The sequence below is a fragment of the Paenibacillus sp. RC334 genome (assembly GCF_030034735.1).
Classification (GTDB): Bacteria; Bacillota; Bacilli; order Paenibacillales; family Paenibacillaceae; genus Paenibacillus; species Paenibacillus terrae_A.
The window spans coordinates 4922285-4939407 of sequence record NZ_CP125370.1; the positions used below are offsets into that span (position 1 = coordinate 4922285).

The 17123-nt window shown below is 48.4% G+C and carries 2 protein-coding genes and 1 pseudogene; all 3 read right to left on the reverse strand.

The annotated features are described in order from the left end of the window. Position 1 precedes the first annotated feature (1 nt). The 3 genes and pseudogenes from QMK20_RS22695 to QMK20_RS22705 all read right to left on the reverse strand — a co-directional run bounded on the left by QMK20_RS22695 (position 2) and on the right by QMK20_RS22705 (position 16995). Positions 2–7777 (reverse strand): non-ribosomal peptide synthetase, encoded by a 7776-nt coding sequence (locus tag QMK20_RS22695; RefSeq protein WP_283656333.1) that lies wholly within the window; start codon positions 7775–7777, stop codon positions 2–4. Then, positions 7751–8533, reverse strand: a pseudogene (locus QMK20_RS22700) (condensation domain-containing protein); the annotation flags it as partial. The pseudogene QMK20_RS22700 and the gene QMK20_RS22695, both read right to left, overlap by 27 nt. A gap of 11 nt (positions 8534–8544) precedes the next feature. Next, positions 8545–16995, reverse strand: a complete 8451-nt coding sequence (locus QMK20_RS22705) for a non-ribosomal peptide synthetase (RefSeq protein WP_283653425.1) — start codon at positions 16993–16995, stop codon at positions 8545–8547. Positions 16996–17123: the final 128 nt, after the last annotated feature.

The window sequence follows — 17123 nt, forward strand, 5'->3', positions numbered from 1 at the left end:
GTCAAAAGTTAAGCTCTATCGCGTCCATGTCTACGATAGGTTGGGCCTCTGCTTGTTGCAATTGAATTTCATTGATTTTAATGGAGACGTGTTGGGCAACCACTGAAAGAATATGTGTATAATCAGCGACAAGCTTGTCAATCATCTGTTTTTTGAAAAGGCTGGTGCTATATTCAAAGTTTCCGTAAATCCTGTTTCCATCCTCATGCATGTACAGCGTCAAATCAAATTTAGCCACGGTGGTGTCACCTAGATCATACGGCTCCATTCTTAGAGAACTGCTGTGAATTGCTTCAGCATTCATGTTTTGCAGGACAAAAAACGTATTAAACAAAGGATGTCGATTGGCTGGTGCCGAAATGCCCAGACGGTGAATCAGCTGCTCAAAAGGGTACTCCTGGTTTTCATAGGCTGACAGCATAGTTTCTTTAACATGGCCCAAATAATTGGTGAATGTCAGTTCACCTTGAGGATCTGTGCGGATTGCCAAAGTATTTACAAACATGCCAATGAGCGGCTCCATATCCACGTGGGTTCTACCCGCAACAGGAGTTCCTACAATAATATCTTCCTGACCGCTGTATTTGGACAGAAGTATCGTATAAGCAGACAGCAAGATCATATACAGGGTTACTTTTTCGTCCTCTTCCATTTTGCTTATCGACCTTGTTAAAGCTTCATCCAGCTCGAAGGACACGACTGCTCCCTCTGGATTCCATACAGTCGGACGGTTAAAATCCGTAGGAAGTTCCAGTTGCGGTGGAATTTCGCTAAACCTGTTCAGCCAATAAGCTTCTTTTTTCGCGAGTTGATCCCGGCGGAAATGTTCCGTTTCCCACACCGCATAATCTTTGTATTGAATACGAAGCGGCGGCAACATCTCCCCTTCATACAGGCTGACCAGCTCACGCACGAGAAAGTTCATGGATACTCCATCAGATATCAAATGATGCATGTCAAATAACAAAATATGGCGTTCCCGTTCAAGCACGATGATAGATGCTCGAAGCAGCGGTGCTTGCCTCAGCTCAAACGGCCGAACGAAATGACGAACATAATCCACCTTTTTTTCCTCCCCGACAATGTCGATGGAAAAAGGAACCTCAGCGTGCACCCGCTGTCTTGGCAGCCCCTGAATGAACTCAAATCCCGTGCGGAGCGACTCATGTCTTGCTATAAGCAGTCGAAATGCTTCTTCCAGACGAGCGATATCCAGCTCTCCCTCAATGACCATACCACTTGGCATGTTATATCCAGTTCCGCCGCTTTGGGATTGGGCTGCCAAGTATAGCCGTGTTTGCGCTGGAGAAAGCGGATAGTGCTCTTTGCTTGCCGCCACCGGAATCGGGATATAGATTTGCTGCTCCAGAGCCGAGATGTATTGCGCCATTTGTCCCAGAATCGGATGCTGGAATACATCCCTGATTTTTAACGGTATATTCATGCTCTTTTGAATTTTGGAAACCAGTGTAGTTGCTTTCAGAGAATGGCCTCCAAGCTCAAAAAAATGGCCCTCCAACCCAATCGGTGACAAACCAAGAACTTCCTCCCATATTCCACATAGCTGTATTTCCAGTGTTGTTTGTGGGGCAGTATACCGATCCTGCATAAAGTCCACTTTATCAGGCTCCGGGAGAGCCTTGCGATCCAGCTTTCCATTGGATGTGACAGGCAGATGGTCAAGCTGCATGACAAAAGAAGGTATCATGTAAGCTGGAAGCTGTTGGGACAGGGTTTCCATAATCTCGGAAGCGGATATGGGAACAGCTGCTGTAAAGTATCCGCACAGGAGAGGTTCACCTGTATGGTCCTTCCTCGCCATGACGACAGCTTCATGTACATGCGGTACTTTTAGCCACATCGCTTCGATTTCACCAGGTTCAATCCGGTAACCCCGGATTTTCACTTGATGATCGATACGCCCTAAATACTCCAGATTTCCATCGGGCAACCAGCGAGCCAAATCACCGGTTTTGTACATGCGCTCTCCGGAAGCATACGGGCAAGCAACAAATTTGTCTGCCGTCAGCTCAGGACGGTTGATGTAGCCACGAGCCAATCCGATTCCGCTGATGCATAGCTCTCCTGGAACTCCTATTGGCTGCAAATGATGATCCGCATCTACGACATACAGCTTGATGTTATGAATCGGTTTTCCTATAGGTATTTTCCCTGGAGCCACGCCTTCCGGACAATCATAGTAAGATACATCAATGGCTGCTTCCGTCGGACCGTACAAATTCACCAGCCGTGTCCCGTTAGGTTCTCGCAGCAGTGAATTGAAGCGGCTAACATGCTGTGGTTTCAGCGCCTCTCCACTGGCAAATATCCAGCGCAAGCTGTGTAACGATATGTCCTGGATACTACTTGCCACACCATCCAGAAAAACGGACAGCATGGAAGGAACAAAATGTAGCACCGAAATCTGATAGCGATCTATGACCTGAGCGATCGTAAATGGGTCCTTTTCCGCTCCCGGCTCCAGAAAAACAACACTTGCCCCTTGAGTTCCCCACCAGAACAACTCCCATACAGACACATCGAAGCTAAAGGTAGTCTTCTGCAAAATAACGTCCTTATCGTTCAGAGGATAACTGAATTGCATCCAATGGATCCGGTTTATGACAGAACGATGCTCAATCATAACCCCTTTTGGATGACCGGTCGTACCTGAAGTATAGATGACATACGCCAAATCTTCAGGACCGGCAACAGGAGTCAAATTGCTGTCATCCTCCTGGTAACAGCCCGGATCTTCCAAAACAAGACAGCAGCCTGTAAAGGAAGTTTGTGGCTGAAGATGAGCCTGCAACAGCATTACAGTTACGTCTGCATCGTGCAGCATGTAGGCTATGCGTTCCTCAGGCAGCAGCGGGTCAATCGGCATGTAGGCCCCGCCAGCTTTAAGTATGGCAAGCAGCCCAACCATCATTTCCAGCGATCTATCCGTCATCAGCCCGACGATTTGGTTGGGTCCAGTTCCGTTTAATCTCAACGTCCTTGCCAACCGATTGGCCTGTCCGTTAAGTTCCCGGTACGTGAATTGCCGATCCCCCGCTATCGCAGCAACCTGGTCCGGTGTCTGCACCACCTGTTCTTCAAACCATTGATGAAGGGTCAGATTGGACGGATATGCTCTATCCGTATGATTGAACTCATCTAATATCTGTGTCTGCTCATCTTCTGTAATACAGGTCAATGCTTGTACAAGAAAAGTCGGGCACTGTGCGACCTGAAATAATAATTGCAGCAGATGACCACCCAATCGTTGCACATCTTCTTCCGCATAAGCCAGCTCGTTATACTGAAAACGGAAGGTAAGCGTTTCTCCGGGAACGATTATGAGATTAAAATCATAGCCTGTATATTCATCAAGTGAAGCATCTGTTACCGTCAATGTACCGGAATTATGATGACCAGCATTTACTTCTTCCATCTCCTGCTCTACTGGATAGTTTTCAAACACCAGCAGGTGTGTAATTACACTACGAGATACGCCGGACTGGGCCTGTATTTCATACAATGGATATGTGTCGTAAGCATGAGAGGCTATAGCCATCTGCTGAGTCCGAGCCATTACTTGATCGAAAGTATCTGTAGGTTCACAGCGAACACGCACAGGGACCGTATTAATGAACAAGCCAACTATATGTTCAACTCCCGGGATTTCAGCGGGTCTGCCGGACACAACGCTTCCAAATACCGCATCCTGATGACGATTCCACTTTTGAAGCAGTATTCCCCACGCCGTTTGAAGCAGTGTGTTTAAAGTTACCTTATGCTCAGCGGCAATCTGCCTTAAACGGGCAGTTAATTGTGAATCGACTGAGAGGGTCCATTGCTGCGGATCATACGCATTCGCTTCAAACGCTTTGGTTGCTGTCAGCTTGCTTCCTGGAAGAAGTGTCTCCCCTTCATATTGATGCAAGTAAGTTTTCCAGTAAGTTTTTGCTGCCTCCTCATCTTGCTGTTCCAGCCATTCAATATACGTCGTGTAGGGTACTGCCTCAGGCAAACGGGGTTCCCGTCCCTCCTGTGCCGCAGTGTAGATTTCCAGCAGTTCGCGGAGGACCAGCGGTACACACCATCCGTCCATGAGGATATGGTGAAAACTCCAAATAAAACGATAAGCTGTGTCACCAGTACGCAAAACCGACATCCTGACAAGTGCATACTGTGACAAATCAAAGCCCCGAGACGCATCATCCCTTGTGTAAGCATCTATATAGCCTTCACGATGCTCTTTGTTCATCCCCCGGATGTCTTGTTCATGAAACTCAAAGTTCCTTTGCCGATAAATAACTTGAAAAGGCATATCGCTCCAGCCACTGTAAAAGTTAGTACGGAAAATAGCATGTCGTTGCGTAAGCTGCTGTAAACTTTGCTTCATTAAAGAGATATCCAAATTCCCCTGGATATTAAAATTTGCTTGTTCAAAATAAGCCCCGGACTGCGTATGAAGCTGGCTGTGGTATAACATGCCTTTTTGCATGGGAGTTAACGAGCATACATTTTCGATCTCTCCAGTATCCGCTGTATACTTCACCAGTTCATCAAGCACAGGAATCGTCAATCCACGGAATGAGACATCACTTGGTGTTATCTCTGTACGTGTATGGGCCGCACAGTGTTGTATGACTCTACAAAGCTCCGTCCGCACATATTCACCAAACAGGCGCACAGTCTGTTCGTCATACTGGTGATCACTGTATCCTATGGACAGGGTTAAGGCACCGCCGGAAATAATGCTGTTTAAATCCAAAGCATAATGTCGCGGATGATTTTCACTTTCCAACGGACCGACGCTATAAGATGATGGACGAAGCGATTGCTTATTCAAATCCTGATCAAATTGACCAAGATAGTTAAAGCTGATTTCCGGTTTGCACAGGACATTGCGTTCCGTCTGTCGGGCGTACAAATATTTGAACAGACCATAGCCAATCCCTTTACGTGGAATCTGGCGAAGCCCTTCTTTCACATGTTTAATATGGTCCGATAGTGTATGGTTCCGGCTGATATCCAGCAGAACCGGATATTGGCTCGTGAACCAGCCAACCGTCCGCGTCATATCCAGATCCGGAGAAATGGCTTCACGTCCATGGCCCTCCAAATTAACTATAACCTGCTCAAAGCCGGTCCAACGCTGGACCGCCAATCCGAGTGCAGTTAATAACAGATCATTAATTTCAGTATTGTATGCTTGATGCGTTTTCTTTAATAGCATCTGTGTCTCTTCTTCGGTCCACTGTACAGTTACCACCGCGTTGTCAGCCATTCGTCCATTATCCGCCTGTCTGTCCTTAGGTAAAGAAGATACAGACAAGGCTTCCATGCGTTCCCAATACTCGCGTTCTTCCTGTAAATGCGAATCATTGGCATGCACGCTAAGCCACTCCGTCCACTCCCGGTACGAGCTTGTCTTATATGGGAATTGGATACTCTCCCCTTTAAGCGCCTGGTCATATCCTGTTCCTATGTCTTCCAGCAAAATACGCCATGAAACCCCGTCCACCACTAAATGATGAATGGTGATGAACAAGTGATCGCCTTCTGCGCATCGGAAAAGAGCAAGTTTTATAAGAGGACCGTTGCACAAATCCATGCTCTCCTGTATCTGCCACACCTTTTGCTCTATTGAACGAGCAGGGTTCTTTTCGCGGGTGAAATCGTAGGTATAAAGGCAAAACGTTTCTCCCTCATTGCTTCCCCGATTCCAAGCTTTATAGCCTTGCCCGCTGTCCCGGAATACCGTGCGCAGCGCATCATGATGACATACCAGCTGCGACATGACTTTACGTAGCGCAGTTTCCTCAAACGATTCCGCACGGTAGAGCATGACAGACTGATTAAAGTGATGAACATCCGTAGTCATCTGTTCATAGAACCAGTGTTGAATCGGGGATAATTTCATCTTCCCCTGTACTTCCCCTTGATCAACCGTCCGGCTTATTAACTGGATGTAAGGACTTAATTCCGCAATAGTCGGATACTTGAACAGCTCCTTCATACCAACCTTGTATCCTGCTTGATACAATCTGGAAGATACCTGAATGGATTTAATGGAGTCTCCTCCCAGATCAAAAAAATTATCGGTAATGCCCACTCTCGAGGCACCAAGAACATTTTCCCAAATGACAGCCAAAGCAGCTTCCGCTGGCGTACTCGGTGGTACATAAGCTTTATCGGTATGCACCATAGTCTCGGGAGAAGGCAGAGCTTTGCGGTCAATTTTCCCATTTGGTGTGAGCGGCATTCGTTCTAACTGAATAAAATGGGATGGTATCATATATGTGGGCAAATGCAGGGCAAGCTGCTCTCTCAAGCCGGCTGCCGTCACACGTTGTTCTGCCACCACATAAGCGCAAAGCTGCTGTTGCCCTGCTCCATTTTCTCTGGCAATAACTATTGTTTCCTGGACTGAAGGGATTTTCATAAGCTGTAATTCCACTTCACCCAGCTCAATGCGGTATCCTCTGATCTTCACCTGATGATCTGCGCGTCCCAAATATTCCAGATCGCCGTCTGGAAGCAGACGGGCCAAGTCTCCGGTTTTATACATTTTTGCACCGGACACGAATGGATGCTCCACAAATTTTCCTGCTGTTAGCTCTGGTTTTTGTAAATAACCCCTGGCTAATCCGTCGCCAGCTACATACAATTCGCCGGGCACGCCTACAGGCATTAGCTGCTTCCGGTTATTTAATACGTAAGCTTGCAGTGTCGGGAGGGGTTGTCCGATATTGCTTTTACCAGACTCTATCTCTTGCTCTCCAATTTCCTTGTACGTGACATGCACGGTCGTCTCTGTAATGCCGTACATATTGATTAATTGTATCGCTGGATATCTTTCTCGCCATTCCTTGAGTATCGCAGGACGGAGTGCTTCCCCGCCAAAAATGATTTTCCGTAAATGCAGCATAGTCGGACTGTACAAGAACTCCTCCTGAATGAGCTGTGCAAAATAAGTGGGCGTCTGATTCAGAACTGTAACCCTTTCAGACAGAATCAGTTTTCTGAGCTCCTGCGGATTTTTAGCCGTTAAAGTCGGTACGATGACCAATTTACCCCCGTTCAGCAGTGCCCCGTACATCTCCCAAACAGAGAAGTCAAAACAATAGGAATGAAACATCGTCCAGGTGTCTTCCGCTCCAAAGTCAAACCGGTTTTGACTGTTAAACAACAGCCGTACAACATTTTTGTGTTCAATTAGAGTCCCTTTAGGTTGGCCCGTAGTTCCAGATGTGTAGATTACATAAGCAAGTGCTTGCGAATGCACGGGATATTGAGGATTAGAGTGAATCTCAGCATACGAATGTGCATCGTCCAGCAGCAGAACCTTTACATTGGCAGAAGTACCAACCTTCGCTTGAAGATGGCTTTGTGTCAAAATAACCTGAACGCAGGAATCATTCATCATATACTCAATCCGTTCCTGCGGGTATTCAGGGTCTATAGGAACATAGGCGCCTCCAGCTTTCAAGACGGCCAAGATTGCAACGATCATGGCCGGAGAACGATCAACCAGTATACCAACTAAGTGATCGGTAACTACTCCCTCCGCTCTTAATGTTCTTGCCAGCCGATTAGCCTGCTCATTTAGTTGTCTGTAGGTTAAGCATTGATCTTGATATACAACAGCAGGATGATCTGGTCTGAGACAGGCTTGTTTCTCAAACAAGCCGTGAATGGTCTCTTCACGTGGATAATCTGCTTGTGTGGTATCGTTTAAATAGGTCAAAAGTTCTTGCTGCTCTGCGGCAGACAGTATGTCCATTTGGCCTAATTCCAGTCCAGGCTGATCCATCATCAATGTAAATATGCCGATAAAGTGCTCCATCACTTTGCGCATATAAGATTCGTCATACAGCCTGCTATTGTATTGGAGGGACATCTCTAGCGTCCCCATGTTCTGGCTGAACGTGAAGATACTATCGGTTATTGCCATATCACGGAACTCGGAAGCATGTAATTCACGAAGTGACACAACGGTATGCACACTAGGCATACCGTTCTCAGCAGTCGGTAGATGCAGATGCTCCGTCATTTTGTGAAAAGGGAAATTCTGATGCTTAATGGACTCATTAACCGACAGGTTGACCTCCCTTAACAGCGATCGGAAAGTAGAAGAATCGCTTATTTCTACTTTTAAAGGCAGCATTTCCTCAATATATGGATACATTTGCTGATGAGCCTGTGTAGTCGGAATTCCTAAAATGAGGTCCTTTTCATTAGTGTATTTGAACAGCAGCCCGCTCAAGCCAGTTAAAACAATCAGATACACTGCCATATCCGAATCCTTAGCCATAGACAATACACGGCTGGATATTTCGGAAGGCAAATCAGTCTGAATTGTTGCCCATGCTGGCTGCCCTCCGTTTTCCGGGTGACTGTAGGGAAATGTTGTCATCCGACTGTCAGAATCAAAACGTCCGCTCCAAAATATGCCTTCTTTTTCAAATCCGTTCATTGCGGCCCTCTCCTTGGAAAATTGTTGGAAGTACAGTGAAATCAGTCTACCCATACCGTTTTGGTAAAGATGTCTTAAATCGAGATTTCAATCAGTCCAAGCTCATTTTCATCCATTTCACTCAATGAAATGTCCATTAATTTCCTTCTCGGGTCAGTAGATATGGCAATCAGTATAAGAAGCAGATCATTGGACATGCGCTCCATCGTTTTGGCCTTGAAGAGACGAGTACCATATTCAAAACTGAATCGTAAGCCCTGTTCATCAGCCGTCGCATATAAGGTTAGATCAAATTTTGCGGTATTATAGGCATTAGTGTATGGCGTAAATGTCAGTGACTCTATTGCCAAGGTCGTCTCCTCTGTATTTTGAAGTACAAGCATCGTATCAAATAATGGAGTCCGGCTAATGTCCCTTTTTAAATGGAGCTTGTCCACTAATTCCTCAAATGGATAGCTTTGATGCTCGAAGGCACTTGTCATCGTATCCTTGACCTCTTGGAGAAGCGTGAGGAATGATTTCTCTGCTGAGGGATAATTCCGAATAGCGAGTGTATTCACGAACATACCAATTAACGGCTCCGTATCTACATGCGTCCTGCCCGCCATCGGTGTACCCACAATCACATCCTCCTGCCCACTGTATTTTGCAAGCAATACCGTATAAGCTGCCAATAATATCATGTGGAGGGTTGCACCTGTATGTTTCTCCAGGTTCATAATGCCTTGGCTAACCGTAATATACGCCTCAAATTGAAACTCTTCGCCTTCATGACTTTGCACAGGTAACCGTTCATAATCTGTTGGTAATTCAAGCTTAGGTAAATCACCATTAAACATATTAAGCCAGTATTTTGCATGCTTGTTCATCTCTTCATTTTCAAGCTGCTGTTGCTGCCAAACGGCATAATCCTTGTATTGAATAGTAAGAGGAGGCATCGATTTACCCTCATATAATTCAATGAATTCTTTCATGAAAATATTTATAGAAATGCCGTCCGAAATCAGATGATGCATATCAAACAACAGCAAATGCCGACTGTTGCCAAGCGGGACAATCCCGGCACGCATTAAAGGAGGCCGATGAAGCTCAAAGGGCCGGATAAAGTTACTTATTATGACGTCAACCGCTGTTTCGCCAGCAGTTATTTGCTCAAGGTCAAACACTGCTTCTGCATGCACATATTGCACAGGTTCCCCTTCAATTGCCTCAAAGCCCGTTCGCAAAGGCTCGTGCCGTTGAATCAATTGCCTCAACGAATATTCCAGTCGATCTACATCCAAAGCCCCTTCCACAATCAGCACAGCAGGCATATTGTAGGCCATTTCTCCACCTGTAGACTGGCTTGCTATAAACAGCCGCTTCTGTGCGGAAGAAACAGGGTAATACACACTCTCCGGGGCTTTCGGTATAGGAGTATACGATGTACGGTTCTCCATCCGGTCTACATACCCCGCCATGTCTTCAATTGTCGGGTATGTGAAAATATCCTTGAGTGTAACTTTCGCATTCAGTTCCTTATGAATTTTGGCTACAAGTTGAGTTGCTTTAAGTGAATGACCGCCGATATCAAAGAAATGATCCGTGATGCTCACTCGTTCTCTTTTCAATATGTCAGCCCATATCGCTGCAAGCAGCTGTTCCGTATGTGTGCGTGGCGGAATGTAGACTTCAGCTGACTGCTGATCTGCGGCTGGTACAGGCAATGCCTGGCGATTGATTTTCCCGCTGGTTGTCCACGGCATACGATCTAGTTGTATTACATAGGAAGGAACCATGTATGCAGGCAGATAACGTGCAACTGCTGTACGTACATCTTTGGTGGAGAGGTGTTTCCCTGCTGTAATATAAGCGCATAAAACCTTGTCCCCGTCGCCATCATCTCTTGCCAGCACGATCGCTTCCTGAACAGATTCCAGCTTAAGCAGTATGTTTTCGATCTCACCCATTTCAATACGGAATCCCCGGATCTTAACCTGATCGTCCAGACGGCCAAGACAGTACACATATCCTTCTGGCCCAAAGACCGCCAAGTCTCCGGTGCGATACATTTTCGCGTTCGGTTCGGTCTGGAACGGGTCCGGCACAAAACGGGAAGCGGTTGCTTCCGGTTGATTCACGTATCCTCTTGCCACACCAGCTCCCGCAATGTAAAGTTCGCCTGCGATTCCAATAGGCTGCGGCTGTAAAAATTCATTTAAAATGTATAGACGAGTATTGAGATTGGGCGTACCGATAGGGATGCTATTTTCAAAGTGCTGATCATGACACAAGTAACTGGCAACTTCAACGGTTGCTTCAGTAGGCCCATAGGTGTTATACAACTGCGATCCATTCGGGATTGTCAGCACATCATAAAATTGCCGGGCTAATGACGACGACAGCATTTCGCCCCCAACCGATATATATTTTAATGTTGCAAGCTGATCTGCTGCGCTGTACTCGCGAACATAATCTACAAAAGCTTGAAGCATGGAGGGTGCGAATTCGAGATGTGACACCCCGTATCGTTGGACGGCGGCTGTGATAGCTGCCGGGTCTTTCTCTTCTCCGGGCTCCAGTATACTGAGACAAGCGCCCTTTAGCATCCACCAGCACAATTCCCACACAGATGCGTCGAAAGAGACAGAAGTTTTTTGCAAAAGTACATCTTCCGGTTCAAGTGGACCCCGTTGTTCTAATGTATGAAGAAAATTCAAGACGGAACGATGCTCTACCGCCACGCCTTTAGGCTGGCCGGTTGACCCCGATGTATAAATGATATAAGCCAAATTAGAAATGGAACAATTGCATACCAAATTGTGGGAATCCTCATCACCGCATGGCGTGTGATCAACTATTATGCTCTCTCCAGCAAAGTTTATATGGTGCTGCGTATGATAGTCCGTCAGCAAAACCGCTGCCCCCGAATCCTCTAGCATGTACTCGATTCTGCTCGCCGGATATTCTGGATCAATGGGTACATATGCCCCGCCCGCTTTCCAAATGGCCAGCATACTGAGAATGACCTGGGGTGAACGCTCAAATAGCATAGCTACAGGGTGATCCTCACGAACGCCTGCTTTTCTTAATGTGCGAGCCAACCTGTTGGCTTGCGCGTTTAATTCTGCGTAAGTCATTTGTACCTCACCATATACCAGTGCGATGCGCTCTGGTGTTCGGGCTGCTTGCGCTTCAAAAAATTGATGAATAAGAATATGTTCCGGGATAACTGCCGCTGTATTGTTAAAGTGTTCAAGAATATTTTGGGATTCCTCGCATGTCAGTATATCCAGCTTGCGGATTACAAGGTCTGGTAAATTGGTAACTTGGGTAATTATACGCTCTAGATGTCCCTTCATCCTTGCCACATGTGCATGGCTGTATGTCTCTGTGTTGTATTGAAATTCGATTTGCATATTTTCACCAGGAACGACACTTATCATGAAATCATAATTGGTTTGCTCAGATGTCTTGACGTCCAAAATCTGCAATGATGTTGCTTCCGGATCACTGCCTTGTATCAGAGCCTGTTCAATCGGGTAATTTTCAAAAACCATAATATGGCTGATTAACTTTTGTTTTTGCTCTGTTTGTGCCTGAATTTCATATAGCGGGAACGTCTCATAGCTGTGTGAAGCAACAGCTTGTTGTTGTACGATACGGATGATTTCAGAAAAAGTCTGATCTGGACTGCACTGAATACGAACAGGCACGGTATTGATAAACAAACCGATCATGTCCTGAATTCCGGGCAAATGAGGCGGTCTACCAGATACAACACTGCCGAACACGACATCAGTGGTGTTATTATATCGCTGCAGCAGCAGGCCCCACACCGTTTGCATCAAGGTATTGACAGTAACATGCTGACGGATGGCTGTGTTTTTTAATTTAGTTGTCAGGTCTTCTCCCAAGCTCCAAGCCAGCTTCGCTTGATATGGCGCTCCAACAGGAGACGCTGGTAAAACGGATGATAGGCTGGTATGCCCTTCATAACCTGCCAAGTAATGTTTCCAGTAATCGGATGCCTCCTTCTGATTCTGCGCTCCAAGCCAGTTCACATAGCTGCTGTACGGAAAAACTTCTTTCAGCCGGGGAGGACGACGCTGGCTGATGGCATCATAAAGCTCAAACAGTTCTTGTGTAACCATCGGAATGCACCAGCCATCCATTAACATATGATGAAAACTCCAGATCAAATCGTATTCATCAGGACCTGATTGCAAAACCGTAAACCTCGTTAGCGGGTCTTGCTCTAGATCAAAGCCTCTTCTTCGGTCTTCAGCCGCCAAATTGAACACCCTATCGTTTCGTTCTGATTTATCAATGCAATTGATGTCCTGATAAACCAGATCAATTCGGCTTTTTTGAAATACCACTTGCAGAGCTTCCTTGTTCCAGCCACTATAAAAGCTGGTTCTGAACACAGCATGTCGCTGTCCTAATCTGTTGAGACTTTGAGCAAGAATATCCATATCCAGATGACCCTCCAAATGAATGATCATCTGTTCAAAATAGGCCTCCGATTGGGAATCGAGCAAACTGTGAAACAACATGCCTTTTTGCATCGGTGTCATCGGATATAAGCTCTCCAATTCACCCAGCTGTTGTGTAGATTGGATCAAACGGTCCAACTCGGAGATTTCCATTTCAGAAAACGATACATCACTAGGTGTGAGTTCTGTTCCTTCTTTAGAAATACAATGAAGTATAATTTCCTGCAGACTCGTTCTCAGGCAGTTGCCAAGCTGTTCTATGGACTCCTTCTTGTACTGGGTGTGGCTATAGGAAATAGTCAGCGACAATTTCCCCTCATAAACCATTCCGTGTATCTCAAGAAGGTACGTACGAACATGACGCTCGCTTACAGTTAGGCCGCCATGATACGGTGATGGTCGCATATGACCATCCGGTTTCAAATCATATTGCCCCAGATAGTTAAAGCTGATTTCCGGTGTTTGACCAGCCGGTCCATCCTCGGTCTGATCCGAGGTGTAGCGCAGCAGCCCATATCCTATACCTTTGTTGGGAACCCGCCGCAGCTCCTCCTTCACCGTCTTGATTTGCACGGATAATGCCTGTCCTGCCGGAAAGGACAGCCGTACCGGATAGCGACTGGTGAGCCATCCTACCGTCCGCGTTACATCCAGTTCCGGCACGATTGCCTCTCTTCCATGCCCCTCCAGGCTGAGCGCTACTTCCGTGATGCCCGTCCATGCCTGTATAGCCCGTCCCAGTCCGGTCAGCAACAGATCATTCATCTCTGTCGTATATGCCCGGTGACTTTGCTTGAGCAACTGCTCCGTCTCTCCCGCTGTCCACTGCACCGTCACTTCTTCACTGTTCTTTACCAAACATACGCCCGTCTCGGCGTAGTCCTGCGGCAGCTGCGGTGCTGCTGTTGCTTGGATGCCCGCCCAGTACCCTGCTTCCGCCTGCAGTGCTTCACTCCTCGCATAGTGCGACAACCCCTCTGCCCAAGCCTGAAAGGCGTCCGTTTTCATCGGCAGCCGGATCGGTTCCCCTTGCTGTGCCTGGGTATACGCTGTGCCTAAATCCTCCAGAAGTATGCGCCAGGAGACGCCGTCGATGACCCAGTGGTGGATCGCCACCAGCAGATGATCGCCATCCGTACACCGGAACAATCCCAGCTTGACCAGTGGGCCTTCGCTCAGATCCATCGTCGCCTGAATCCGGCTCGCCTCTGCCGCAATCGCTTCCTCGCTGTCTGTATCCGGTGCCATGTCCAGCACCTCCAGGCTGTAGCCCGCTCCTTCCCCGATCTGGCGGGTCCACGCCGTATAACCGCTATCGCTCCGGCGCAGCACGGTCCGCAGGGCATCATGGTGATCCGTTATCGCCTGCATCGCGGCTTGCAGCGCCCTCACTTCCCAACCGTCCGGGCGCTGCAAAACGACACACTGGTTATAGTGATGCAGGTCGGTCGCCTGCTCGATCACGAAGGCCTGCTGGATCGGGGTCATTCCCGTAACCCCGCGGATCTCGCCTTGCTCTGCCGTCCGCTTCACCGGCTCGACATGGGAACTTAAGGCGGCAATCGTAGGATTGGTCAGCAGTTCTTTCATCCCCACCTGGTAGCCCGCTTGGAACAGCTTCGCTGACACCTGGATGGACTTGATGGAGTCCCCGCCCAGATCCAGGAAGGAATCATAAATGCCGACCTGCGCCACCCCCAATACCGCTGCCCAGATCGAGACGAGATGCTCCTCGACTGCATTGCGCGGCGGTGCGTAAGCAACACCTGGCTCCACGTACGCCTGTGGCGCGGGCAGTGCCTTGCGGTCCATTTTTCCGTTGGACGTCAGCGGCAGCGCCTCCAGAGGCACGAAGTAGGTCGGGATCATATACTCCGGCAGCGACGCACTCAGCGCTGCCCGCAATTCTCTACCCGTCATGTTCCCGTCCGTGACGACGTAGGCACACAGCTCCTGCCATCCGCTCTCTGCCGAACGGGCGATCACTACCACCTCCCGGACCCCAGTCAGCGCCCGAATCGCACCTTCCACTTCCCCCAGTTCAATCCGGTAGCCCCGGATTTTCACCTGATCGTCCGTGCGTCCGATATACTCCAGCTCCCCGTCGATCCGCCGGCGCGCTACGTCACCCGCCCGGTACATCCGTTGCCCCGGCACAAAGGGATTCGCCACAAACTTCTCCGCCGTCTGCTCCGCCCGGTTCAGGTACCCCCGGGCTACCCCGTCTCCGCCAATGTACATCTCGCCTGCGACCCCGGCCGGCACTGGCTGTCCATACGGATCCAGCACGTAAATGCTCGTATTCGCTGCCGGACGGCCGATCGGCACATACTCGCCCATCGGGCGGGCCGGATCATACAGATAGCTCATACAACCGACGACGGTCTCCGTCGGGCCGTATTCGTTGAACAGGCGCACCGTGCCCCCGCTTTGCTCCCAAATCCCCGCCGCAAGCTTCGCGCTCAGGTTTTCTCCTCCGACGATCATTCGGCGGATCGTGCTGTCCTGCACCAGCCCCAGTTCGTGCACCAGATGCAGGTGAGCCGGGGTCAGCTTGATCAGATCGATCCGGGGATCACGGAAGATGCGCGGCAGCAGTGCCGCTTTATCGTCACCCGGGTAGACGATCACTGTATTTCCCGTGATCAGCGGCGTGAAGATGCTCGTCACCGTCAGGTCAAAGGCCAGGGAGGAATACAGCGGGAACGTCGTCTTCATCCCTTGCACATACGTGCGGCTGGACCACCAAATATAGTTGGTCAGCCCCTGATGTTCAATTAACACGCCCTTCGGCTGGCCCGTGGAGCCGGAGGTGTAAATCATGTAGGCCAAATGCTGCATCCGATCTCGGGGAGCGTCCAGCTCCTCCACAGGGGTAGCCATTTCCTCCGGTGCCCCGTTCGCCCCAAGGGACAGCACCCTGCCGTTATAGTCCGCCGGAAGCTGGACTCCGTCCCCCACCAGCGCGATGCGAGCGCCTGAATCTTGAAGCATGTAGGCGATCCGTTCATCCGGAGAAGCCGGGTCCATCGGCACGTAGGCCCCGCCTGCTTTCAGGACGGAGAGAATGGCGATGACCACCTCTGCGCTGTGTCCGGCACAGATCGCAACCCGATGGTCGGCCTGCACCCCGGCTGCCCGGAGGCTATGCGCCAACCGATTGGCCTGAGCATTGAGCTCCCGGTAGGTAAGCCTGCGATCCTCGCAGATGACTGCCGTCTGTTCCGGTGTACGCGCCACCTGTTGTTCAAACAGCTGCTCCACCGTCTGCTCCCGCGGATAATCTGCCGCCGTATCGTTCCAGCGGTATAGATATTCCTGACTCTGATTTTCCGGCAGCGTCTCTATATCACCGAGTGCCCGATCCGGTTGAAACAGCATCACAGATAAAAGGTGGTTTAAATGCGCAACCAGTTGCTTGATATAAGCTTCTTCGTAACTTTGCACATTGTACTGAAGCTGAACATTAATGCCATCCTTCTTCATTACAAAATGAAACTGTGTATCCACATTTACATTGGTTGTTTCCAGAAGTGAATGGAGGCTATCCAATGCAACAAGCGTAGGAATGACAGGATGGTTGGCCGAATCATATTGCATGCGGAGTTTTCCGGCCATTTTTCTGAAAGGCAGCCCTTGATGCTCCAAACTATCGCTTAACGACTGCTTAACCTCATTAAATAATGACTTAAATGAATGAGTGGGCTCCAGTTTACTTTTAATAATAAGAAATTTATTGATCCGGTTATGTACATCTTTTGATGTGGGTATACCGAGCAAAACGTTATTTTCGCCTGTGTATTTATATAATAAACTGGTTACCCCAGCTAACAGAATTATAAAAACCGCCATGCTGGAACCGCCAGACAGTTGTAAAATCCGCTGTGAGACTGCTGCAGATAACGGTTCACATAGGGTTTCCCGTCCATTTATGTGTAATTCTGCTCCACCCTTAGAAGCAGAATTGCAAAATGGGAAGGCCGTAGGTGCATCGTCAGCTTGAAACGTTTGATTCCAAAATAACTCCTGTTGTTTAAACTCTGACATGATCTGACCCCCAGTATGTTAATGATGAATTATGGTACATAACCATCTAAATAGCATCTATAGAGCAACTTATTCAGCCTCTTCCGAAATGGAGAGAATGTGTCTTACACACCCTCTCCTTCCGAAAG